Genomic DNA, 21,768 nt, shown 5'->3' with positions numbered 1-21,768 from the left:
AAAGCGGAAGTGGGGCTGCGGTAGAGACCGCCTTCACGCTGACGCTGCAATCGGAGTATCCTACCGACGCAACAGGAATGACGCTGATGACCGAGACCGTCACCATTGATCGCCCGCCCGTCGCCAAGCCGGTCTCTCGACGGCAATCCGCCAAGCCCGCGACCGTCAGCGCGTCCGCACTGGCACTGCATCTCGATTGCAGCCGCACCTACATCGGCAAGCTCGAAGCCGAAGGCGTGATCCAGCGGCAAGGTGACGGCTTCCCGCTTGATCAGAGCCGCGTAGCTTACCTCCGATACTTGCGGCGCGAGCGACCGAGGTGAACGCGGCTGTGAAGCCTATTCACCCGAAAGCCATGCCGGTGATCTTGACGACCGACTTGGAGCGCGACGTCTGGATGCGCGCGCCATGGGACGAAGCCAAGGCGCTGCAGCGGCCATTGCCGGACGATGCGCTCAGGATCGTCATGCGCGGGGCCGACAAAGAGGATCGAGCGACGGCCGCATGACCGCATGCGGCGGCCCCCCGGCTACAGCGAACCCTGCCAGCCGACGAAGGTGACCCGGCCACCGTCCGGCCCATTGTGGGTCCATGAAATCAAGCACGACGGCTACCGGCTGATGGTGCAGCGCAACGGTGCATGGGTTCGGCCATCGATGCTGACCTAGATTGATCGGTCAAAGTTAATCCAGATCAATGCTGCGCTCAGTAAGGCCGCAGACGGTGATCATCCCACTACGGCCTTGGAGGTCGCCATGACCAACGCTGTACAAGCTTTTGTTCTCTGCGCAGGAGTTTTTCTGCTTTCGTTTGCCGCCATTGTTGCATTCTGGTTCGCTGAAAGGTGGCGACCTGGCAGCGGACCACAGTGGACAACCACGCCGAAGAGAAAGGACTAGCTAACCTAAGCCGTTCGCCAAATCCAGCGGCGGCTTTTAGCTCAACGAACGCATGCAGGGCGAGATCGGCGCGGCCATGTTCGAACACACGCCTGCAAGCTCCGCCTGAGGGCATCGTCTCCAAGCACCGGGACGGGGCGGTCGTCGCACTGGCTACGTGCAAGACGGCTCGGCTAACTAACCACGCGCCAAGTTACAGCAGTCTAAGTGTGAACGGCCCCACACACGGCTACTTTTTTGGGGTCTAACGTTATCCTCCATGCAAGGAATTTATTCTAGTTAGGGAGTTCGACCATGGAAACTTCCAAACAACGCACACTCGTCTTTGCGGGTTTCGCAGTTTTGATCGCTGCAGTACTCTACCTGGCATTTGAAGGGGCGGGTGCCGATGCGCTTCTAGTAATTGCAACGTTGGTGCAGTGACATAGCGCCGACCCAAAGCGGCGTGAGGTCTAGGCTTGGAAGACGCCGCGCTGCTGGCGGTCTGGTTCTTCTTGCGCGCGGCGGAGCCACCGCTGCATGGGAGAGCTGCAATGATCCAAACAGAGCTGATCTTTGATCGTGTGCTGAAAATAACCGTGCCTGAGAAGTTGAAGGCCGGGGACTTTCGGCAGCTTGCACCGCAGATCGATTCCCTCTTGCAGCAGCAGGGCAACATAAGCTTGCTGGTTGACGCCTCGAAGTTTGGCGGCTGGGAAGATATCGCTGCGTTCGAGAAGCACATCGGCTTTGTGAAAAATCACCACCAGAAGGTGGAGCGCATAGCCGTTATCGTCGGGCATAACTGGCAGTATTGGGTCATAGGCACCATGCGGCTGTTCCTGCATCCTGAAGTGCGGACCTTTGACAAAGGCGAAGAACGTGAAGCTTTAGAGTGGATCACCGGGCAAGCCTGAGCGAGCCAGCTGGCTAGAAATCACGGGTGTCTAGTTCCCAGCGGGGGGGCAATTCATTGATATTCTCGCGGCCGATCATCAAGGCAGCTACGTCGTGTTCGAGCTAAAGGTCTCGCGCGGTTATGATCGAGAAATCACAATTGATCTCAAGCCAGATCGCGCATCCCCAGCGTTCGCTTGATTGAATACGAAATCGATTTCAAGTTGCGTCCCCTCGCGCAGATGCGGCTATCGATGTGCCGACGGCGACACGCTTAAAATCCACGGCCAGCGTATTCGGCTCTGGGGCATTCGATGCGCCCGAGAGCAGCCATCTTTGCCGTGGGCGAGAACAGCCTGCAAATATCGTCAGCCGCGCCCCGCCATGACTCGGGCAGCGCCGCCAATGCCGGCTGTTAGCCACTAGCCGCATCGAAAAACGGGTCAAAGGACTGAGCCAATCGGTCCGCCATTTGCGTAGCGGTCGGCGTGGACTGCTTTTCGGGGGGCAGCGGGCCGAGAGAAATGACGGCCAGCCCAGTACAAGCGGCAAGAACGGCTATCGCAATCGCAGCGAGATATTTGATCCTCATAGCGACGGTCCCCTTTATCGTCCCATAAACTAACCGGGCACTCTCTGAAATGGTTCCGAGTGCTATCCGTGTGTCCGTTGGGCCATCGTCTAAGACCCAGCCGACCGAGTCCGGGTTCTCCGAATGGAACATCGGGTTGCAATCAAAGGATCAAGGAACGAAAGAGCCTGCTAGGCTTTAGAAAAAACATGAGACCGTCGCTCGCCGGTACTAACACGGCGCATGTCGCGGATAGCCAAAGGTCGCTAATAGAAGACCCGCTGTTCTCAAACCAGCGCTCGCGCAGATAGCCAAAAGCGGCGGTCTCCGGTTCCATTCGGAACGGCCAGCCGTGCTCGCAAGCAGGAGAGCTAGGGGGCGTAGGTCTTCGCTGCTGGGCGCATTCTTGCCCCGAACGAGGCTTCGTTATGCCCAACCGGATTGACATAGACCACAAACACAGCCGCGCCATTGTTCGAGAGATCGGCGAGAGATTGCGTGCGTCGCTGAAACCGGAGCCGGAATTGCCAGCGAGCATTAGAACGCAAATCCACCGGCTCCGCGAATTGGAAGAGCAGTCACCATCGATCATTCCGGCGGCTGAGCGCTGGGACAGGCCTCGCCGCTGAACCGCTGTGGGACAGCACAGACGGCTCGGCCGAACATGGACGAGCAATGCCATCGGTGAAACGCCGTGCGTCAAGATTTTGCGTGAGTACGGTGAGGCGCAATCCGAATTGATCGGCAAAACCGTCGTCCTTACCGATGGAAAGGCAGGCACTGTTGAGAACGTATGGCTGGATGAATTGCACGGGCTTCGGATTTCGATCAAAGGTCATGATGGACGGTGGCCGGTCTCAACCATCAAGCTCGTGGAGAATTAGACCATCGGCTGCGCGCCGCCCAGCGCGCGCCCTGCTTTCCAGATCATTCCAGAAGGCGTGAAATACGAGCGGCGCGGTGCCAGTTCCCGAGCCCCAGGGAGCATCCCCTGAGAGCGCGCGGGATTCCCCATGGAACCGCCAAGCGGCAACCCGACGGCAGGGACGAATGAAACTATTTGAACTGTCGGGCTTTGGGTTTGCGGAGGGAAGATCGTGAACAGAATCCTGAAATTCCTCACTTACCTCATCGCCGTGGTGTACTTCGTGGTGGACGTGGTCTTCATGGCCGTGGCGAAGCCGGTGTCCGACTGGATTGCCAGACACGTGATGTTGCGCAGATTGCGGGCTTGGATCAGGTCGCTACCGCCATATTCCTCGCTGGCGTTGTTTTCCGTGCCTGTGATTATCCTGGAGCCGGTTAAACCTGTGGCGGCTTACCTCGCCGCAACTGGCCAAATCCTGGGCAGCGCCGTGACATTGATTGTCGGCGAGCTTCTCAAGCTCATACTTGTGGAGCGCCTGTTCAGGCTCACGCGCGACAAGCTGATGAAGATCCCCACATTCGCGTGGGCCTATGGCAAATTCCGACAACTCAAAGCATGGCTTGAGGCCACGGAGGCCTGGAAGACCATGCGGGCATTGAGCCGGGCGGCGCGCGATTACGTCGCGCATCTCAGACCGCGCGCTTTCGCCGACTGACCGGGGACGGTTTCTAGCCATGCTGCGTGAGATATAGCCGGGAACGCGAGGCGACGAGGCGACCAAACGGCTCTGTCGCTCATGGCGCAAAGGTATCGGTGCTTGCTCACCTATCGTTCAGCTCACCGTTGGCACCGGACTCGCAAGTTCAAAGCTCATTGTCCCATGGCTTCGGTCCATCTAAATCCGGGGCGCGACGGCCGACCGTTGGATCAGTCCTGCTTTTGTGGCGACAGTCGCAATCTCGCTGACAATGACACCATCGCCCGCATCGCCTTTTCCTGGACGACGATCCAGGGGCTCGGCTTGCCGTCCACGACGGCGCCGCGGGGCAGTTCAAACGATAGCTTTCTCGCCGAGAGTTGCCGCCTCGACATATCGGCAAAGCAGCGGCAGATCGGATTGAACGAAGTGTGTCGTATCGCGCGGCTTGACGATAGCAACGAAGGCGTTGCGCTCGGGCCGCTGAACGTTGATGGCGGCTCGAGCCGCTTAGGCTTGCCGTCGACTGCTATCGTCGCAAGTGCGGCGACCCGATTTCTTGCCGCGTTGGCGCATCCGAATGGACCTTCCTAAGGTCGGGCGACGAAAAGCCCGGTGAAGCCTGCGGGCCGGTCGCGGCGCGAAGCTATGCATTTCCTCTCATTTCCCCGGCCGCTTGCACTCCACAATCGAGCAGCCTCCGCGCTCGGTCCAATTCGTTCTAATGCCGCGATAAGGTCTGACGTTGACGTCCATGTCTGGTTTCGTCCGTCACGCCAATGACTCCGGCTTGCTGCCAGGACGTTCAATAAGTTCATATATGGGGACGTGGGTGCATTCTGTCCACGATTCTAGCGCAGCTCCGCAGACCGCGCAGATCGCGTCACCCGTATGCGGCACCAAGAACTTCTCTTCAGTGCGTCTGTACTCGGCGCCGCAATCGCATTGAACAATTGTCGCCATGCCTGAAGTATGCGCTTGGAAATGTGCATTTGCTATCGGGACCGCCAACAAAATGGGGCCGCCCAGCATCTGTGGGATGCCTAGCGGTTGGTGGCCATCCTTACTTCGATGCCGATTCAAGTGACGAAAGCAGCACAATTCGTGAAGGGTCAGTGCTCCTTCCATGGTTCTCCCGACCGCCAGGGAAAATCCAGTGCTATAAGAAAGGCTGCTTTTGTTTGCGTTGGCTGAGGGCGGGGCAATGCCAATCAATCGGTTGTTGAAAGACAAGCGCACGCCGCAAGAAATCGAGCTTTTGAATATGGCCTTCAATCAAGCTCTAAACTTGCTGGGCGTGGTTGATCGTAACGACCCGTTCTGCGATATGGTCGCTCGCAAGGTTATCGAGGCCCGCGCGACAGGCATAAACGGGTCGCGAGAGATCGCGGAAATTGCTGTGCAGCGCATGGGCCTCCGGTAAGGCCGCTCGGTTCGCCTAAGCCGAACAACGCTCTGAACAAGTTGGCTAACTGAGCCAGACCGGACGCGCTTTGGCGTTTTGATTGCCGCCGGTTCTGACCCTATTGAAAAGGGGTAAAATGCCCCAGGGTCACTTCCAAGGAGCAACAACATGACCCTACAAATCCCCAAGCTAGTTTCCGTCAGGATCGACTGGCGTGCCTTCGCGATCATAGGTGCAACGATGCCGCCCCGCGATCCCGACGACGACGAGGATGAAGACGAGGACGAAGAGGAAGAAGACGACGATGAGAATCGAACCGACGATCCGCCGGTCGTGCGAGAGCCGGACGAAGGCTGATACTTTGGGATTGGCATCGGCTGAGCTTCTGAGGACGTGATCCGCGCGGCCCGCGTGTCGTGCTCTACTAAAAGCATCCGATGGCGTCCAGGATCGATCTTCTAATCTGGAGCGACCGGCCAGACGTCGAATGGAAGACGGTGCAGGAGGCCAGCATGACCCTTATATGGCTTGGTGTGCTCCTTGTTTTCGGCGGCGTGCTCCAGATGGCGTATCAGCCAATCTGGCGAGGCAGATTAAGCGGTGGAAGACGGCTTCGCTCCGGTCGCGACACGCTGGAACCGGAAAGACCGGGTAGCGGTTTCGAAATCAAATCCAGTTGGCCCGGACTCGTGCTGGTCGCGCTCGGCGGCGCTTTCTTGCTGGCCGGAGCCGCCGTCTGAGTCGAAACAACTGACCGCTAATTCACCGTCATTTGGCTGTCGGATCAGTTCGCCCGAGAGAGGATTGCCTCCCTGGCGAATTGCTTTGGTGCTATACTTTAGGCGGTTTGCACTGAGGGAGGCATCGATGTCTGGCAAATCGCGATACGGCAGCTTCGGGAGCGTTAACAGACATGACGCGACCAACATCGCGACCGAGAAATCCATCCGCGCAGCGGCAAACACCGCGGCCGCCAGTGACGTAGCCGTTCAGGCCTCGTGGGCGCAGTACGTTCAGAACCTTGTAAGCGAGCAGATCGCAGAGATCCGTGACGGCGTCATTGAGGGATTGCGCGAGGGCATCAACGAACAGGTCGGTCGCCTTCGACGCGAGTCGGATTGCAATTCAGCGAAATTGGAACGGGCGCTGGCCGATATCCGCGCGGCCAAGGCGGAAATGCGGGAAGCGATTCGAACCGAGCTTCGCGCCGAAATGCGCGCTGAGATCGCAGAGCGGACGGCGCTGATCAAGCAGCCTGCCGATGGCGTACCGGGTCCGCGCGGCGAAAAGGGCGAGCCGGGTTCGATGCCGGTGGTCGAGCCGTACATCGCAGGCCGCATCTATTATCGCGGCAACGTGGTGGCCGATCAGACCGGCAGCTATCAGGCCAAGCGCGATACCGCAAAAGCGCCTTGTCTGGAGAGCGAAGATTGGACCTGCCTGGCGCGATCCGGTGCAGACGGCAAGGATGGTTGTACAATCCGGTCCCGCGGTACCTATGATCCCGCAAAAACCTACGAACGGCTCGACATAGTTATGCTGAACGGGTCCAGCTTTGTCGCGCACCGTCACGATCCTGGGCCGTGCCCTGGCGAGCACTGGCAACTGTTCGCTTCCGCGGGCAAGCGCGGCCAGCAGGGTCAGAAGGGCGAGCGCGGTGAGCGTGGTCCCGCAGGTCCGCTCGCGATTGCACCGCGGATCACGCGTTCTGAAATCGATGCCGAGTACAATCTCCATCTCGACTACACCGACGGCTCTCACGACACCATTCCGCTTCGCCCGGCGTTCGAGCAGTTCGAGATGGAGACCGGACGAACATGAAACACGATGCAATCGAGCCTTTCCACCGCGATGACCTGAAGCGCGCCAGAGAACTAACTTATCTCCGCGCATCCGCAGAAGCCTATTTCCTCATGGGCATCAAAGGCTGGAAGTTCGACCACGATACGTTTCGCCTGACGCCGGTCCTGCTCGACGGCAGCGACGGGCCGGTCGCGGAATTGCGGGAGATGTACGCGCACTTTCTCAGAGAGCACGCGCGCAAAGGTAGTTAAGGTACACCCAGGAGCGAGATGTTGCTGCGCGAGCATTCGCGCATCGCCTGACGCGCTGGTACGGGGCAGGCCTCTGTAAGCACTGGGTCAAAGGAAAAACGGCGCACACTCCGCCCATTTGCGGGTTCAGGATCAGCTTTGAGGTCAGTAAATCGCTTTTCGGAACAGACTATCCAGCCGCGTGCTTAACGTCGGCGATGGAATCGGCCGCCCCAACTCGCTCGCCGCTTCGATCCACACCGTGATGGCGTTCTGCGCATTGGCAAAAGCCTCGGCCGGACTTTCACCGTCCGACATGCACCCGGGCAGATCCGGCACCAGCGCGATGAAGCCGCCGCCATCCACCGCTGGCAACGGGCGGATCAGCACGGGATATTCGGTCAGCTGATTCATGAAAGATGCCAAATAAGCTCGAGGAAACGGACAAGGTCAAGGAAACGTACCACACGCCGGATATGTATCGGTTTGACCGATCGTCCGGAAGGAACGGTCATGATGTGATCCAGGCGCTTACCGAATAGCCTGTAGTGCGATCCACTGCCGCGCGCAGCTTCGCACGAGACGTTATACTGTTGGCAAAGCTTCTCCACGTCCTCAATAGTCCAACCGGCTTGCGGGTTTCGCCGCATCCGGTCCAGAAGATCGTCGACCAATGGCTGCTCCCAAAGGAAGGCGGCCAGATCTAAACAAGCACTGGCGCAAAAGCCATTTTAATTGCCGGATTTTCCCGCTTTCCGTCAAGAAGCTGCTTTCGCGGTGCAGCATCAGTTTCTGAAGCGTCCGGGACGGCGCGGGCCGCTGCAACCGCTGGAGATGAAGAATCGGGCCTAACCCGCCTATTCGCAGGAGCAAGATTGATTCTGAACTTTCTGGCCGCCCATAGGCATAAATTGCACTGACGCGGCTTAGCAAAAATCGTCGTTTTCTTCGTCGCTCCAAGCTCCGGCTTGGATGGCAGATGCTGATGACGGCGGCGAGAAGGGTTTGCCCTGCGTATCCCGGAAAGGGCCTATACCACGGCGTGATCGTCGCTGGCGGCCTTGCGCGGTGATGGTGGCGTTCGTGGCCGAGCCATCGGAGAGCCGGCAATGATCCAAACAGCCCCGCCTTCCGAATCGACATAAAAACTCACCCCCCGTATTCCTGATCTTCGCTTTTCTATCTCTAAAGAACCCGATCCGCATCGTCAGTTTCAACACCGCCGAAGGCTGGTCGCGCGACGCCTCGGAGGAGATCGCCACCGAACTGAGCCAGCGCTGCGCCGAGCGCGGCGAGGTGCCACCGGCACTGGACGGCTTTCTGGCGCGGCATGGGCATCGCGTCGATATCCAGCTTTCGCTGTTATAAAGAAGGGTTCAACCAACCCTACTCGCGGACAGGGGCCAGCTTCTGCGCACGAGCCGGACCCGCTCGATGCGCCCGCATTCCTCGCAGCGATATTGAATGAGGTCCTTGCCGTCGTCGCCCGGGCTGCTCCGCTCAAGCCGCATCGTCTTCTTGCAGATGATGCAGGAGATCAGCGTGAGCAGGGGGTTGCGATCGTCATTCACGGCTTTCTCTCGACCCAGCCTGAAAGCACGAGCTGCCGTTCATAGCGACTGCGGTGTTTGCGGCTGTGATGTTTTGTATCGCCAACGCGCCGAACGACCTTTGCCTTCGCGCGCGACGATGCCGGCTTTTTCCAGCCTCCACAGACTTATGAGAAGCGAAGAGGTTTTGCCGGGTAGCGTTTCGTGAACGGACACGTCATGGCCGAGTTTCAGCATTTCCCGGACCATGGCTTCTGCTGTCATCGGCCCGTGCTCGGCTAAGATTTTGCGCATCACTATCAGCCGCGTGCTGCTCAATTCATCCTCGCGGGGTTTGACCGCCCCGGCGCCGAGGAGTCACCGGATCAGCGCCGGGGCGTCGCTACCTTTCGGCCGACCCTTCGGAGGCTCCCAGGGATCGGCGCGAGAGATCGCCCACCGAGGCAGGCACACTCGAGGCCGCCTGTCTGTGCACTATGTAACCAAAGGGGCTCAGAATTCGAGTTGGTTACGGCACAAACTGCACTGACATCCGCGCTGCAGTTGTGCTTTTCTGTTCACGCGACCTCTCGCTGATCACCCCAGCCCCCTTCTACCCCGGTCGGCCGAGAGGGAGCGCCCCGGCGTCGATCCGCTCAATGATCGCGCCGGGGCCTGCTACTTAGAGGGCTAGCGTCATGCAGGACCGTCTGTTTACCGCGCTCGTCGTCATGGCGGGCATTGCCTCGACGATCATGACAGTGATTGCGGTTCTCTCAGTTCAGTGACTTGCTGGCCGCCTCGATCGGCCGCGCGCCGAGCCGGTAGAAGGTCTGCCTGGCCGGATGCCAGGTGTCGGGATCGAGCGCATGGCACAGCGCTTGCTGCGCGCCATGGTCTTCATCTTTGAGATCGGTTTCGGCGAGGATGGCTTCGATCTCGAGCAGCTCTGCCTCGATGGCGTCACGGTTCACGGCGGTCAATCAGCGATCCTCCTCGCTCGGGTGCACCCATTATAGGGTGAGATCTGACGCTGTTCGGTGAGTTTGATCATGTGCACGGGCGGCGCGGTGTGGCCCTTCCGGCAGTGGCGACACTTCAGCGAGGCTTCCAGTTTCCAGATTGGGGTGGCTTGGTGCTCACGGGCGCAATCGTCGGTTGGGCCATTGTGCAATGAACGGCTGACCGGCGTTCAGCACATCATTTGAAGGAGCTGGGGTACAGTTGGAATCTGACCACGATCGATGCCCTAACGAACACGTATGACATAACTTTGAAGAAGCAGGGATCATCATTCCCAGACTGGCCCCGTCATCCCGCCCGGATGGCGCGGCTTTTTTTGCGTCTGGGAGAATTGGCGCTCGGCGGCGCTTCCTTCAGGCGGAGCGGCGCATCGGGATTTGCTGGACGGAAGCCGCCTCGCCGGCCGCGCGCTGCCGGACGCCATGCCCCTGCTGCGGCACGCTGACGCGCTCGCGATCATCTCCCTCGGTAATCCAGGGGGATTCCGGACGAGGCAAGCTCGTAGACGCGCGGATCCGGTAGATCACGTCACTGGCCAGAAAGCCCTCCCTCACGATGCAATCGAGCGCTTGTCGTACCTCATCCAGGTCCAGCGGTCGATGATCCAGAAAGTGCCGAGCGGCCTGAGCGTAAGTCACTATCGTCGCAATGCGTTGCGTCACGTCAGCCAAATTTTCTGATGCGGCGCCCACATGTTCAGTGTCCATTACAGTGCTCTCCATTGCATGTTCGGAGTGGAGCACAAGACCGCAAAGGTCTGTCCCACGGCTGAGTATCTAACAACTGATCTAGCCTCTCTTTCAATTTCGACCGATTCAGCGGGGGTTGTCGGCTGGTCGATGTCCGCTTCTCCCGTACTCAGCCATCGCCGAGCAAACGCGAGCCGGAACAGTAAGAAGCCCCGGACGAATGCCGGGGCTGAGTTGGCTGGAGTTCGGAAAAATCAGTAACTGGTACCAACCGGTGGGGCGGAGGCGCCCCAGTTGAAGCGGTAATTGACGCGCAACGTGACCATGTCCACGTCCTGGCTGATCCGATTGAGCGCGGCGGCAACGATGGGATTGACCACCGAGAACGAATTGTTCGCGTGGCCCATGAACAGGTGGTCGTACTCGACACCGAAAGACCAGTTCGGTGCGAAGCCGTACTCGTATCCGACACCCACGCTACCGCCCCAGCGGGTCGAATTAAAAGAGGCGAATTCAATGCCGGTAAGCGTATCGAGAATGCTGAAGCGGTTGCTCGTCACCGCCGCGCCGCCCTTGAAGTACAGCAGCGACGTGTTCCAGGCATAGCCAACCTGGCCCGTGAAAAGGCCGATGCCATCGGTTCTCGCGCGGGTCGAGAACGTCGGGTCGATGAAGCTGGCGCGCGTGCTTTCGATACTAGTCCAATCCCCTTGGGCCTCCAGGCCGAACACCCAGCCACCGCCCCACTGCCACCGATACCCGATCTGCCCACCAACCACGGCGCCGGACTGGTCATGACACCCGTCCCTGAACGCGTTACCGAAAGCGTCGACAAAATCCACGCAATTGCGGCTCTGGCCCCAGCCGGCATTGGCGCCGACGTAGAAGCCGCTCCAGTCGTAGATCACCGGAAGCGGGGGCGGTGGCGGTGCCTTGACGGCCATATCCGCGGCCAGCGCCGGAGCGGACATGCCGAGGGCAATCAACCCAACAGTGCCCAGCAAAAACTTCTTCATGTCGTTCCCCCTTTTCGGCGTCGCTCAGGATCGGCGGCCGATGAATTTAATTGCGGCGGTTGTGTCTAAGTCCCAATGCGGCCTAACGAGCATAGGTGAATTGACGCCCAAAGGCCGTGCCGCAAGCGCAACACTCGGATTTTGTTTCGAGAAGAAATGGCAGCTAAGTTGACACTATGGTTATGCAAGTCTGTGCCAACCGGCGTCTCATAAGCGCGGCGGCTTTCCAAGGCCCATCTCTTTGGTCAACCGACCGCCTGCGGAAACTTCGACCGTTCGCGGGCCATTTCGGGCGGCTGCTCGATCATTTGGTCAGCCCATCATCGTCTAAGCAATCCCCTGAAAAATCCCAGAACAAACCACGCCGCCGTCAGCGTTATCAGAACAAGACGAAGCGGCGGCTGTCACAACAGATTGAGCGCGCAGTGATCGAAGGCGGGAAGCGCTGAGAGCCTTCCGCGACAACCAACCAATGAACTAAACGACCTACAGGTGAAACAATGACGGAAGCGATCGTGCTATCCGTGCTCTATGCAGCCAGCGTGTTGCTTGGCGCACTCGCCATCATGTTTGTGTGGAAGACAATCCAAATCACAGCTCAGAGCGTCGCCGCGTGCGTGCGGGGCAATGCAGCCGTCTTCTTTAGTCGCGCGGCCGGCGGATGCAATCCAGCGGAATGCTCGCGCGGGTCTTGCAGCGGTGGCACGCGACCTCCAGCCAGCTTAAGCCGCCGTTGAGGCATTGCGTTGGCGACGGCTGCGCCGGGCCGCCGTAACCTTCCATGCGAACGGACCAGGCCTCGGCCTCGGCGCGATCGGCGGCCTTGACCGCTTTGATCGCCTCCTCGCGGGCGTGCTTAGCGCGGAGGGCGGCGCCCATGATCTGGCCGCCCCAAATGACCTCGCGTGACTTCGTACCCATGCCGGCAATTACAGCGAGTCACGGCGCGCGATTCAATCCACTAGGACTAGCGTCGGTCGGTTGGTCGAGCCCAATGCCTCGGTCAATGGTGCTGCTGCTGGTCGACAAAAAAAGAGCCCCCGGCTTCCATCGGGGGCTCCGCAGGGGTCGTCTTCAGTAGGCGCCAAATGTGAAAAGGGCATCTCCACATTCAGCACGAGCAAGTGTGCCATGCCGAGGCCTGAGATCAAATAACTGGGTTAGGGTGTGGCGGCGATGGGGCTGGTGATCGCGCTTCGCCATGTCGTGGCGGTAGGGCCCCACCGAGGCGGCTCTTAACCTAGGTGGTTGATGGTGCCGGTTGGCATGGGGGACCCTTAGGCGCGCTGGTGAGCTGGGCGCGCCTACTTGCTGGCAAACAAATGGGACCAGATGAACTCGAAAAATTCGGAAGGTGCCATTCAGATGTTGGTTTGGGCCATCGAGGAGATTGCGAAGACTGGCAACAAAAAGGCCGAGCACCACGCGCGTCTGGCGTTGAAACACCTTCGGCCATCAGACGACGAACGCTCGACATCTAGTCGAGGTGCTTGACGCGGCGCTGGTCGCGTTCGCGTCGGCCGCTTCGCGTCCCTCAGCTTCGATATGACCTACGCGCTACCGCCAGAACACAGCAAACGCGGCCATCATGACCGCCGCCACACAGGCGAGCCCGACAATATAGGGCATGTCGCGTTTCTCGCGCGGCGTCATGCTCATTTCCTCTCGTTGTCTTAACCCGAACCAGCGCTTGCTCATCCGTTTCCGTCGATAGGCTAGAGCGCTGCCCGGGCGCGACTTTCGGGGGGAGCACGCCGGAGCTGCGCTCCTCTTCTGCCGATTATGGGCAAGGTAGATGATCGGCCAGAGGGTACGCCACTGAGCCAAGCGCCGCTTGGGCGGGAAGTCTGTGCACTTGTGCACCGGACGGCTTCGATTCGATTCCGCACCTGCGAATGTTTCGGTGCGCTGATGGTCTTATCCATAAAAAAAGAGAGCCCCTGTTGGGGTCCATCACCAAACGTGCAAGTCGAGATGTGCGGCGGCCGATGTGTCCGCTCGCGCGCGCCCCCTTGCCGCAGCGTGCGGCTTTGCTGTCATCGTCCCGGCAGAACAGTGAACTCTCGGGACGCGTCGATTCTCCAAAACGGATATGCAGCCATTTCTCTCGAATACTTCCCGATCATGTCGATCCGCCTGCTTGTAAATTCTGCAATGAGCGCGAAAAACTCGAGTGGTGACCTAATCGTCGCAAGCCTCTGGCTGAATTCAAAAGCAAATTGCGTGTTGGCATGTGCCATTTCCAGAAACTTCGCATGATAAGCCTGCATGTTTCGCGCCGCTAAAGAAACATCAAACCCTTCCTTTGGATTGTTATCCCTCGTCATCTGACTGATGGCTAAGTCAGCCACTCGATTGTCAAGGATGGGAGCCGCTTGTTTTGAATTGTCATGAACCTCACGAGGCGGTTCGGTCGAGCCTGCGGCGACAGCGTGCAAAGGGTTGCTTTTCGGGCTTCTAACAACAGTTTGCTTGTTCAGTTGGGCCCGCGCAGCTATTTTCCTGTCGCGGGCGCGCTTTAACGCTATGGCTGGTTTACGCTTACTCATCTGACGCTCCAAAGGAATGGTAGGTCGACCAAGACGGTCCTTTCTGAAAAGAACAACTGGCCTTGCGATGTAGCGTTCCAAACGCGCTTATGGGACGTTTGCGGATTTTAGGTAGCAACCGAGCGAACGAACGTCGTGCTAGAGAGGTCCTAAAAAAGGTGCTCATCCGCACAAGTGGCACAGCCGCCACTCGTTCTGCTTCCTACAGGATAGCGCTTTTAGTTGCAGCGACTACGCGGGTCTTTTCGAGCGGGACTTCCTTCGGAGCGAGGGAATGAGAAAACACCCATCGCTTCGAGCCACGAGCGCGAGTAGCCCGGAGAATAGGGAACGATCAGCTCCGTCGGTTATAGAGTCGGCGAAACAGCAGCTGGAAGCCGGCATGAACAATCCGCTGATCGTGGGGGTCGTCGCCTTTGCCGTAATCTTGGCCGGGGCATTTGCCGGCTGGAAGGTCAGAGACTACCTGCCAAATGATCACCTGACAGAGGAGACCAAGAGCCTCGTCACCCTATCGATGACCGTGGTTGCCACGATTTCGGCACTGGTGCTTGGACTTTTGATCTCGAACGCCAACACATCGTTCAATCGGCTCGCAGGAGAAGTAACCACCTTGTCAGCAGAAATCCTTCGGCTCGATCATATACTGCGAAGATACGGCACGGAGACAGACCCCGCTCGGAGAACGCTACGTCAGTATGCCGAACAGAAGGCTGCCGACCTGTTCCCCGAAGATGGAAACGTACGCCTCGGCAAGCCGTCGACCTACGAACTCCTCCAGCGCGTCGAGGACATGCTGCTTGCGTTGAAACCATCAAACGCCCGCGACAAATGGTGGCTGGATCAGGCGATGACGCTTGCGGGCAAGATCGGTGACGTTCGCTGGTTGCTCGCCCAGCAGTTGGGCGAAGGTACTCCCAGGGCCTTCGTCGCTCTCCTGATATTCTGGCTGACCTTGCTATTTGCCAGTTTTGGCCTGTTCGCGCCTCGCAATTGGACTTCCGCCGTCATTCTAACCTTGGCTGCGCTAGCCGTAGCTGGCGCTGTTGCAATGTTCCTCGAACTGGAGCAGGGCTTAGGGAGCATCATCCGCATCTCCCCGGGGCCGATGCATGAGGCCGTAAAAATCTTACAAGCCGGACAATTCCAGGCCGCTCCCCAGCCCTAGTTCAAGACCGCCCAACTTCCGCAAGCGATGGCAGAGTTCGGCTGGGGGACCGTTGACGTGACGCCTTACTGGGCTGCTTTGTCTGGCGGATTAACAAGTTCCCAGTGAATTTCGCGGCCTGTTTCGTTGAGGACCGAAATTAAAAGGCCTGCTTCGTTGTTGAAGCGTCGTTGCCGAAGCCGCGCGGCCAAGTCCCTGCAGTGTTGGATGGCTTCATCGTCCGACGTGAACCGCACTTCGAACCGGGCAAGGTCGGAAACAGCGCCTTTCACATCAAAGTAAAATGTTTTTAGCAAAAACCTCTCCGGTCTTGTAATTTGCCGGTTTCCAAGCATCCCCGCTCATTCTTTCGCTCGGCTCCACGCCCTATCTCATCGGGCTCGCTGGTTTGGCGGCGGCCCTGATCGTCGGGCTGGCCATGTTCTGGCGATAGCGTGCAGCCCCGAGCCGAGCGAAAGAATGATCGCGCGTCTCGCGTGGCGTCATCAGTTCCCTAGTGTCTTTTTGGCCAAAAGAAAGCCCTCGGAAGAACGACATCTCTTCGGGGGCAGCTGCAATCAGTCTTCAGGTAGTAAGGGGCGATGAAAGAGAAACGGGAATATCTCCTCCTTGGAGGGGGTGCCATGCCGACCGGTGATAACTTAGGTTAAGGCAGGCGGAGTTTGACCGCCCCGGCGCCGAGGAGCCGCCGGTTTGCGCCGGGGCCTCGCTTCCTCTCGGTTGACCCTTGGGAGGCCCTGGTGATCAACGTGAGATCGCCCGCCGAGACGGCGGCACACTCAATGCCAGGCGGCAGTGCACTATGTACCCAAGGACTCAGGAAATCGACTGCGCCGCGCGGCTGAAAAGCCGAGGCGGCGTCACAATGAAGCGGACTTTAGCGCGCGCGGAATAGGCAGCGGCTCTGCCGTACATGCCCGTGAGGCAGTGGCATCCGGCAAAAATCTCTGGTCTAATGCAAACACTGTGCTTCAAGTGAGGCGGTGACCATGGCTGAAACCACCAAGCTCTCGGTTGAGAAAGCGCTCGAAAAACTGCGCGGTACCGAGCCGCCGAAATCGAAAAACGAGCGGCTAGATGAGAAGATCAGCGAGCTTGACGAGGATATAAAGCGCATGAAAGCACAGAGGCTGCGTTTGGACCGGCATCAAGGCCGTCGGGATTAACGATTGTTGTCCGCGCCGACATCTTCGCGACGTGAGCCAGGAATCGAGCGTGTTTTAGAATTGAGCGCGCGCGAAAAGAGGCTTTTGAGGCGCGCTTGGCCAAAGGAATGACGGATCGCGCAATCGCAGCGCAAATCGGCGGCACCGAACGGCAGATCAATGAGCAACGCCAAAGGCTCGTCAACAAACTCGGAACTCAATCGCAAGCGCAGCTTGTCGCGGCGGCGATCGAACGGGTACCTTGGGCTTCAAGGGCGAAACCGCATCACACCTGACACAGCCACCCATGCCCCGTGGACCCAGCTGCGCGTCTTTCATGGGTGTCGGAAGGGCCTGCTTCTGAACGCACCATATTCAAGCCTTTCCTCGAACTTCGGCGGCATCGTCGAGCATGCGGGAACGCCTCGTCCTCGCGGCTAGACATCCGCTGGTCCGTTACTGGCCATGGCGATCGGGAATTTCTGGTCGAATGCTGGAAGCAGTGTTAGCCGAAACGACAGCAGATGTTGAGCCCGCAAGGCTCCGCCCGAGAGCTATCTCTTGACGGTGATCATGGAGGCGGCTGCGAGGGCGCTGCCGTCAATCTCCGTCCGCTCTTCGAGCAGTCCAGGTGCGAGCGCGATGGATAAGCCCAGCGAGCCCGGCAGCTCGATCCCCGACAGTTTCAGCCGAGCAGTCCATCGAATTTCGACGGCGGTGGCGGCGGCGTAATGCCGCTAAGCCGTAGCCGCCCGGACGGCGTCAAGCCGAACTGAGCGCCGATGCGCTGCATATCGTTCATCGCTTGGCTCGCGATGCGCAGCAGCGGGTTCGTGACCTGACTGCCAGCGCTGCCCGTGATCGTCAGCGCATGGCCACGCTCATCCTCCTTCGCCATTCGCTGGATCGCCTCCTCGGCCTGTCTGAACTGGGCGGCGGCGGTGCAGTAGGCGGCAAGCGGGCCGACGTCGAGGATGGTAAGTAAACCGAGTCGAAACAATTCGGGCGCCAGCTGATGCCACGTTTCCCTTGCGTAGCCGTTCAGATGCTCGGGCGGTGGAGGGCATTCGTCGGCGCGCGCAGGCTCCGGCGGAACGCGGACGGGGCGCTTCGAACGGTTACCCTTGAGCAGGCGCAAATGCGGACCTTGAGGCGGCGGACCGGGCATAAAATTTCTCCGTGAATTCGTGATGACGGACAGACTACCACGGTTAGCGTCGCGCGGAGATCGCAATCAGGCCGAGCCGAGTCCGCTTATGAGGTCACAGCGGACGTCGCTGCTCGCTTCAAATGATTCCGATTCTGACCCATAGCAGTCCTTCACACGCCAAGTCACGAACTCGCGCAGACATGCCATGACCGCGCAGGTTTGACCCGGAGCAGACCCTCTTTGATATGGCAGTTGCTGTCGCGCGCTGCGCCGCGAGACGCAAGACGCATCTTTTGCGATGATCGATTGCGCGAGCTTATTGGGGAGCAGTCGCCGAGACGTCGACGGGCCCATACAACTGGCTAAGAAGGAGATCTCATGGCGAACGACGACCACATCGCTCGGCTGAAGAATGGGGTGGATGCCTGGAACGCCTGGCGTGACGAGAACCCGGACATCCGTCCGGACCTGTATCAGGCGAACCTCCGTGGGGCGAACCTCAGCGGGGCGAACCTTAACGAGGCGAACCTCGGTGGAGCGAACCTCAGCGAGGCGGACTTCATCCGGGCGAGCCTCTTCAGGGCGAACCTCTGTGGGGCGGACCTCAGTGGGGCGGACCTCGGCGAGGTGAATTGCGCTTGGGCGATCCTCATCGGGGCGAACCTCGTCAGGGCAAACCTCAGCAGGGCAACCTTCATGGACGCGAACCTCTGCTTGGCGAAGCTCGGTGGGGCGAACCTCATCGAGGCGAACCTCCGAGGAGCGATCCTCCGCGATGCAGTCCTCAGCGGGGCGGACCTCAGCCGGGCGGTCCTCGAGGCTGCCACTCTGGTGAACGCGGACCTTACGGGCGCTGACCTCAGCGGCTCTCGCGTCCATGGTGTATCCGCGTGGTGTCTGAAACTGGACGGCAGGACCAAGCAGCAGAACTTAGTCATCACAGACGACCACGAACCCGCGATCACCGTGGACAATATCGAGGTCGCGAAGTTCGTCTACCTGATGCTTCATAACCAGAAAATCCGTGACGTGATCGACACCATCACTTCCAAGGCGGTGCTGGTCCTGGGTCGCTTCACGACTGAGCGCAAGCCAGTCCTCGACGCCATACGTGAGGAACTGCGCAGGCGTGACTACCTTCCGATCCTCTTCGACTTCGCCGTTCCAGCCACGCGGGACATTACCGAGACCGTCTCACTGTTGGCTCGCATGACCCGTTTCATCATTGCCGACCTAACTGACCCGAGCAGCATTCCTAAGGAGTTGGAAGCCATAGTTCCTAGCCTTGCTGTGCCGGTTCAGCTGCTCGAAGGTTCGTCTCGGCCCTATGCGATGTTCAAGGACTATTAAAAGTATGAATGGGTTCTTCCGGTCTACCGATACGAGGGGCTTGAACCACTGCTCGCAACGCTCGCGGAGAGGGTCATCGCTCCTGCGGAAGGAAAGGTGAAAGCTTTGGAAGAGCGGCGCATGATCGAGGCGGAATTGACCAAGCCTCAATAGCGCTGTCGCAAAGAGTAGCGACGAGTCCAATCAGCGGCTTCATCTTCACTTCTTTTTTGCCTTGGGCTTTGCTTTCGTGGGCGGTGGAGCCGCGGCCTCTCGTGCGAGCCGCTCGGCTTTCAGACGCTCGCGGTTCTTCGCAAATGCTCTTTGCGCGATCTCGTACTCGCTCATTGCCGTTGCCGCGTCTACTTGGCGAAACGCCTTGCGCGCTTCCCGCTCGGCCCTGGTGATTTGCTTCGGTAGTTCAATTCCGCCCGGTGCCTTCGTCATTTTTTTGCCTTCGGCCGATCGACGCGCGCCTCTCTGAATTCTTCAGGTCCCTTCAGCAGCCGGCTTTTGCGGCTGGCCCGATCATCAGCACTCGCCGCACCGTCAGGCAGGTTGTCGATTACGTTGGCAGCCAATTCCTTGGCTCGCGTCGCGTTTAGCTGTGCTGGCTTTACCCCCGCCGCCAGCCCCAGTTCTACCAGCCGGTGGAGAGCGTCGGAGCGGGTAGCATCGTTGGCGGTCGCCCAGGCGTCCACCTGAGCCAGCAGCGGTGCGGGCAACGTTGTTGCGGGCGGATCCCGTTCGGTAGAGGGCGCATCCCTTTCGGTGAACTGTTTTCATTGGAATCTCACGCGCGGAGCCGCGATTAGTTCCGTGGTCCGGGGTGTAATCCGGCGGCAATTGTGCCTGCCGAGCCTCGCGCCGACATATTGACCCCTGCCGGAGGCACGCTTCCGCACGTCCTCGTCAGGGGGCGGATCGTCATCACCCTTGAAATGATGGCAGGGACATCCATTTACCATCCATCCAGATGGTGAATGGAAGGTGATAACGATGACTAGTAATATCCGGGAACTCCGACCCAGGCCGCCTGAAACAGAAAAAATCACGATCAATCTTGGTTATGTCGACCTTGGTCATGTCGATCTCATGGTTCAGGACGGGTTCTACTCGAACCGCACCGATTTCATCCGAACGGCGATCCGTAACCAGCTCGAACGTCACGCCGACGTCGTAAAACAGTCAACGGCCCGAAAAAGCCTGGACCTCGGTCTGCGGAACTACAGCCGCGAGGATCTCGAAGCCGTGCAGCGCGCCGGCGAGATGCTGCACATCAATGTTCTGGGGCTTGCCAGCATCTCCCAGGACGTCACGCCCGAGCTTGCGCGCGCCACCATTGCCTCAGTCTCCGTGCTAGGCGCATTGCACGCCAGTCCGGCGGTCAAGGCCGCGCTCGCCGACAGGACACGGTGAACGCGATGCTGAACCAGGACATCATTCGGGAGGCGACACGCCTCACGCGCGCGGGCCAACTCGTCGAGGCCACCGCGCTCCTGCAGCGCATGCTTCGCGGGGATGGCGCGCCGGACGCGCCATCGCGCACCGGCGGCCGCATCGCTCTTGCCGCGCCGCTCATTATTGATGCGGAGGCCAATGTTATTGAGGAGACGGATCGTCAGCCGCAACCAGAGCCAGTCGCATCCGCACAACCGCGCATGCGCCGGACGTTGCTGGATCGGAAAAAGGGGCGCTCCGGGATCGGACTGCGAGGTGTTAAGCGCGCCCCGCTGTCCACACCGGACATCGTGCCGGAGGGCGCTCGGTTCATCGAAGGCACCTACAGCAGTCGCGCGGGAAGCCGCGCCTACAGGCTTTTCATCCCGAGCAGTTATCAGGAGCGGCCGCTTCCTTTGGTCGTCATGCTTCACGGCTGTACCCAGTCGCCGGATGATTTCGCCGCCGGCACGAGGATGAACTTTATCGCCGAGGAACAAGGTTGCTTCGTGGCCTATCCTGCTCAGCCCAGGCAGGCAAACCAGGCGAAATGCTGGAACTGGTTTCGCACAGCCGACCAGCAGCGAGGCAGAGGTGAACCCTCGCTTATCGCGGGCGTCACTCGCCAAATCATGGATGATTATTTGGTTGATCGAAGGCGCGTCTACGTTGGTGGGCTGTCAGCCGGAGCGGCCGCCGCGGCCATCATGGGAGAAACGTACAACGATCTGTACGCGGCAATCGGAATACATTCTGGCCTCGCGTGCGGGGTTGCTACGGATCTTCCCTCCGCGCTTCTCGCGATGCGACAGGGCGGGTCCGATCACAAGATAATTTCAGGTGACCGCACACCTGTCCCGACCATTGTTTTTCACGGCGATCACGACACGACCGTGCATCCAAACAACGGCGATCAAATTCTTGAGCAGTCTGTGAGAGGGACGAGCACGCAAAAGAAGGTGCAGCGCGGGCAAGTACCCGGAGGGCATGCCTATACCCGAACGATCCTGAGTGATGCGAGTGGACGCGGGATGTTGGAGCACTGGAATATCCACGGAGCCGGACATGCATGGTCCGGAGGCAGCCCTGTGGGCACCTACACCGACCCGCGAGGACCGGACGCAACAAGGGAAATGCTTCGTTTTTTCCTCGAGCATTCGCTCCCAGAGAACTAGGGCACGCGTTTTGTTCGGCAGCATGGTTTGATGGCGGTCCATTCATAATCGCTGACGGAGCTTGAATCATGTTTCGGGCAGCGCCATCGACCCGCGCTGGCTCGTCGCTATCTCGCTAATGGTCTGGATTTACTTCCGCTTTCGGCAGCACAGCGGACATGACCGGACCCGCTGCTGGCTCGACCTGGTCGCGATTGACCCATAGC

27 protein-coding genes and 2 pseudogenes are annotated in these 21,768 nt (G+C 59.4%); 17 read left to right on the top strand and 12 right to left on the bottom strand.

The features are described from left to right. The first annotated feature begins 86 nt into the window (after nucleotides 1-86). The 11 genes and pseudogenes from AC5ZGW_RS30215 to AC5ZGW_RS30165 all read left to right on the top strand — a co-directional run bounded on the left by AC5ZGW_RS30215 (nucleotide 87) and on the right by AC5ZGW_RS30165 (nucleotide 7,370). Entirely contained in the window at nucleotides 87-323 is a 237-nt protein-coding gene (locus tag AC5ZGW_RS30215; RefSeq protein WP_130227765.1) for a hypothetical protein, read from the top strand. After that, nucleotides 314-508, top strand: a pseudogene (locus AC5ZGW_RS30210) (SOS response-associated peptidase); the annotation flags it as partial. The gene AC5ZGW_RS30215 and the pseudogene AC5ZGW_RS30210, both read left to right, overlap by 10 nt. Nucleotides 509-1,193: 685 nt before the next feature. After that, nucleotides 1,194-1,322 (top strand): hypothetical protein, encoded by a 129-nt coding sequence (locus AC5ZGW_RS30205; protein WP_283813287.1) that lies wholly within the window; start codon nucleotides 1,194-1,196, stop codon nucleotides 1,320-1,322. A gap of 35 nt (nucleotides 1,323-1,357) precedes the next feature. Next, nucleotides 1,358-1,795, top strand: a complete 438-nt coding sequence (locus AC5ZGW_RS30200) for a SpoIIAA family protein (protein ID WP_130227763.1) — start codon at nucleotides 1,358-1,360, stop codon at nucleotides 1,793-1,795. A gap of 1,231 nt (nucleotides 1,796-3,026) precedes the next feature. After that, nucleotides 3,027-3,230, top strand: coding sequence for a PRC-barrel domain-containing protein (locus AC5ZGW_RS30195; RefSeq protein WP_130227778.1), 204 nt, complete (start codon nucleotides 3,027-3,029; stop codon nucleotides 3,228-3,230). Nucleotides 3,231-3,443: 213 nt separating this feature from the next. Continuing rightward, nucleotides 3,444-3,929: a hypothetical protein gene (locus AC5ZGW_RS30190; protein WP_130227761.1), complete on the top strand. Its 486-nt coding sequence runs from the start codon at nucleotides 3,444-3,446 to the stop codon at nucleotides 3,927-3,929. Between the two features lie 1,186 nt (nucleotides 3,930-5,115). Beyond that, the gene (locus AC5ZGW_RS30185; protein ID WP_165435362.1) at nucleotides 5,116-5,334 is read left to right on the top strand and encodes a hypothetical protein; all 219 of its coding nucleotides are present in this window, start codon (nucleotides 5,116-5,118) and stop codon (nucleotides 5,332-5,334) included. A gap of 150 nt (nucleotides 5,335-5,484) precedes the next feature. Further along, nucleotides 5,485-5,673, top strand: coding sequence for a hypothetical protein (locus AC5ZGW_RS30180; RefSeq protein WP_165435361.1), 189 nt, complete (start codon nucleotides 5,485-5,487; stop codon nucleotides 5,671-5,673). A gap of 80 nt (nucleotides 5,674-5,753) precedes the next feature. Then, nucleotides 5,754-6,056 carry a hypothetical protein gene (locus tag AC5ZGW_RS30175; RefSeq protein WP_496114002.1) on the top strand — a complete coding sequence of 101 codons (303 nt, stop codon included), beginning with the start codon at nucleotides 5,754-5,756 and terminating at the stop codon, nucleotides 6,054-6,056. A gap of 127 nt (nucleotides 6,057-6,183) precedes the next feature. After that, nucleotides 6,184-7,137, top strand: a complete 954-nt coding sequence (locus AC5ZGW_RS30170; RefSeq protein WP_130227759.1) for a hypothetical protein — start codon at nucleotides 6,184-6,186, stop codon at nucleotides 7,135-7,137. After that, nucleotides 7,134-7,370 (top strand): hypothetical protein, encoded by a 237-nt coding sequence (locus AC5ZGW_RS30165; RefSeq protein ID WP_028169047.1) that lies wholly within the window; start codon nucleotides 7,134-7,136, stop codon nucleotides 7,368-7,370. The genes AC5ZGW_RS30170 and AC5ZGW_RS30165 overlap by 4 nt, the downstream gene beginning before the upstream one ends. 144 nt (nucleotides 7,371-7,514) lie before the next feature. Here the strand turns inward: AC5ZGW_RS30165 and AC5ZGW_RS30160 are convergent, their stop codons facing one another. The 9 genes and pseudogenes from AC5ZGW_RS30160 to AC5ZGW_RS30120 all read right to left on the bottom strand — a co-directional run bounded on the left by AC5ZGW_RS30160 (nucleotide 7,515) and on the right by AC5ZGW_RS30120 (nucleotide 14,155). After that, nucleotides 7,515-7,763: a type II toxin-antitoxin system HicB family antitoxin gene (locus AC5ZGW_RS30160; protein ID WP_130227758.1), complete on the bottom strand. Its 249-nt coding sequence runs from the start codon at nucleotides 7,761-7,763 to the stop codon at nucleotides 7,515-7,517. Next, nucleotides 7,760-8,023, bottom strand: coding sequence for a type II toxin-antitoxin system HicA family toxin (locus tag AC5ZGW_RS30155; protein WP_130227757.1), 264 nt, complete (start codon nucleotides 8,021-8,023; stop codon nucleotides 7,760-7,762). Before AC5ZGW_RS30155 ends, AC5ZGW_RS30160 begins: the two co-directional genes overlap by 4 nt. A gap of 702 nt (nucleotides 8,024-8,725) precedes the next feature. Continuing rightward, on the bottom strand, nucleotides 8,726-8,920 hold the full coding sequence (locus AC5ZGW_RS30150) for a hypothetical protein (protein ID WP_245474865.1): 195 nt from the start codon (nucleotides 8,918-8,920) through the stop codon (nucleotides 8,726-8,728). Between the two features lie 39 nt (nucleotides 8,921-8,959). Continuing rightward, nucleotides 8,960-9,217, bottom strand: a complete 258-nt coding sequence (locus AC5ZGW_RS30145; protein WP_130227755.1) for a hypothetical protein — start codon at nucleotides 9,215-9,217, stop codon at nucleotides 8,960-8,962. A 437-nt stretch (nucleotides 9,218-9,654) separates the two neighbouring features. Continuing rightward, nucleotides 9,655-9,861, bottom strand: coding sequence for a hypothetical protein (locus AC5ZGW_RS30140; RefSeq protein ID WP_130227754.1), 207 nt, complete (start codon nucleotides 9,859-9,861; stop codon nucleotides 9,655-9,657). A gap of 393 nt (nucleotides 9,862-10,254) precedes the next feature. Next, entirely contained in the window at nucleotides 10,255-10,608 is a 354-nt protein-coding gene (locus AC5ZGW_RS30135; RefSeq protein WP_165435360.1) for a hypothetical protein, read from the bottom strand. A gap of 236 nt (nucleotides 10,609-10,844) precedes the next feature. Further along, complete coding sequence (locus AC5ZGW_RS30130) at nucleotides 10,845-11,606, bottom strand: autotransporter outer membrane beta-barrel domain-containing protein (protein WP_130227753.1); 762 nt, start codon at nucleotides 11,604-11,606, stop codon at nucleotides 10,845-10,847. 645 nt (nucleotides 11,607-12,251) lie between these two features. Continuing rightward, a pseudogene (locus AC5ZGW_RS30125) lies at nucleotides 12,252-12,527 on the bottom strand (hypothetical protein); the annotation flags it as partial. Between the two features lie 1,115 nt (nucleotides 12,528-13,642). Next, a complete protein-coding gene (locus AC5ZGW_RS30120) occupies nucleotides 13,643-14,155 on the bottom strand; it encodes a phasin family protein (RefSeq protein WP_165435359.1) in 513 nt (170 codons plus the stop codon). Nucleotides 14,156-14,537: 382 nt separating this feature from the next. On the opposite strand from AC5ZGW_RS30120, the gene AC5ZGW_RS30115 reads away from it, so the two are divergent. After that, nucleotides 14,538-15,323, top strand: coding sequence for a bestrophin-like domain (locus AC5ZGW_RS30115; protein ID WP_130227751.1), 786 nt, complete (start codon nucleotides 14,538-14,540; stop codon nucleotides 15,321-15,323). 65 nt (nucleotides 15,324-15,388) lie between these two features. On the opposite strand, the gene AC5ZGW_RS30110 is transcribed toward AC5ZGW_RS30115, so the two are convergent. Then, complete coding sequence (locus tag AC5ZGW_RS30110; protein ID WP_130227750.1) at nucleotides 15,389-15,619, bottom strand: hypothetical protein; 231 nt, start codon at nucleotides 15,617-15,619, stop codon at nucleotides 15,389-15,391. Between the two features lie 693 nt (nucleotides 15,620-16,312). Between AC5ZGW_RS30110 and AC5ZGW_RS30105 the strand changes: the two genes are divergently transcribed. Further along, nucleotides 16,313-16,489: a hypothetical protein gene (locus AC5ZGW_RS30105; protein WP_165435358.1), complete on the top strand. Its 177-nt coding sequence runs from the start codon at nucleotides 16,313-16,315 to the stop codon at nucleotides 16,487-16,489. A 95-nt stretch (nucleotides 16,490-16,584) separates the two neighbouring features. Next, entirely contained in the window at nucleotides 16,585-16,764 is a 180-nt protein-coding gene (locus tag AC5ZGW_RS30100) for a helix-turn-helix domain-containing protein (RefSeq protein ID WP_130227749.1), read from the top strand. Nucleotides 16,765-17,153: 389 nt separating this feature from the next. On the opposite strand, the gene AC5ZGW_RS30095 is transcribed toward AC5ZGW_RS30100, so the two are convergent. Then, complete coding sequence (locus AC5ZGW_RS30095; protein ID WP_474418536.1) at nucleotides 17,154-17,606, bottom strand: phage terminase small subunit P27 family; 453 nt, start codon at nucleotides 17,604-17,606, stop codon at nucleotides 17,154-17,156. A 390-nt stretch (nucleotides 17,607-17,996) separates the two neighbouring features. Between AC5ZGW_RS30095 and AC5ZGW_RS30090 the strand changes: the two genes are divergently transcribed. Further along, entirely contained in the window at nucleotides 17,997-18,968 is a 972-nt protein-coding gene (locus AC5ZGW_RS30090) for a pentapeptide repeat-containing protein (protein ID WP_496114001.1), read from the top strand. A 422-nt stretch (nucleotides 18,969-19,390) separates the two neighbouring features. Here AC5ZGW_RS30090 and AC5ZGW_RS30085 read toward each other — a convergent pair whose 3' ends face one another. Further along, nucleotides 19,391-19,672: a hypothetical protein gene (locus tag AC5ZGW_RS30085; RefSeq protein ID WP_130228086.1), complete on the bottom strand. Its 282-nt coding sequence runs from the start codon at nucleotides 19,670-19,672 to the stop codon at nucleotides 19,391-19,393. 274 nt (nucleotides 19,673-19,946) lie between these two features. Between AC5ZGW_RS30085 and AC5ZGW_RS30080 the strand changes: the two genes are divergently transcribed. Both AC5ZGW_RS30080 and AC5ZGW_RS30075 read left to right on the top strand, forming a co-directional pair. Further along, complete coding sequence (locus tag AC5ZGW_RS30080; protein ID WP_130228087.1) at nucleotides 19,947-20,366, top strand: CopG family transcriptional regulator; 420 nt, start codon at nucleotides 19,947-19,949, stop codon at nucleotides 20,364-20,366. 5 nt (nucleotides 20,367-20,371) lie between these two features. Then, nucleotides 20,372-21,562 (top strand): extracellular catalytic domain type 1 short-chain-length polyhydroxyalkanoate depolymerase, encoded by a 1,191-nt coding sequence (locus AC5ZGW_RS30075; RefSeq protein WP_130228088.1) that lies wholly within the window; start codon nucleotides 20,372-20,374, stop codon nucleotides 21,560-21,562. The last annotated feature ends 206 nt before the right edge of the window (nucleotides 21,563-21,768 follow it).

This window comes from Bradyrhizobium sp. Crot121 (genome assembly GCF_059512385.1).
Note: the sequence above shows the minus strand (reverse complement) of the source record. Positions and strands in the feature narration are given on the sequence as shown.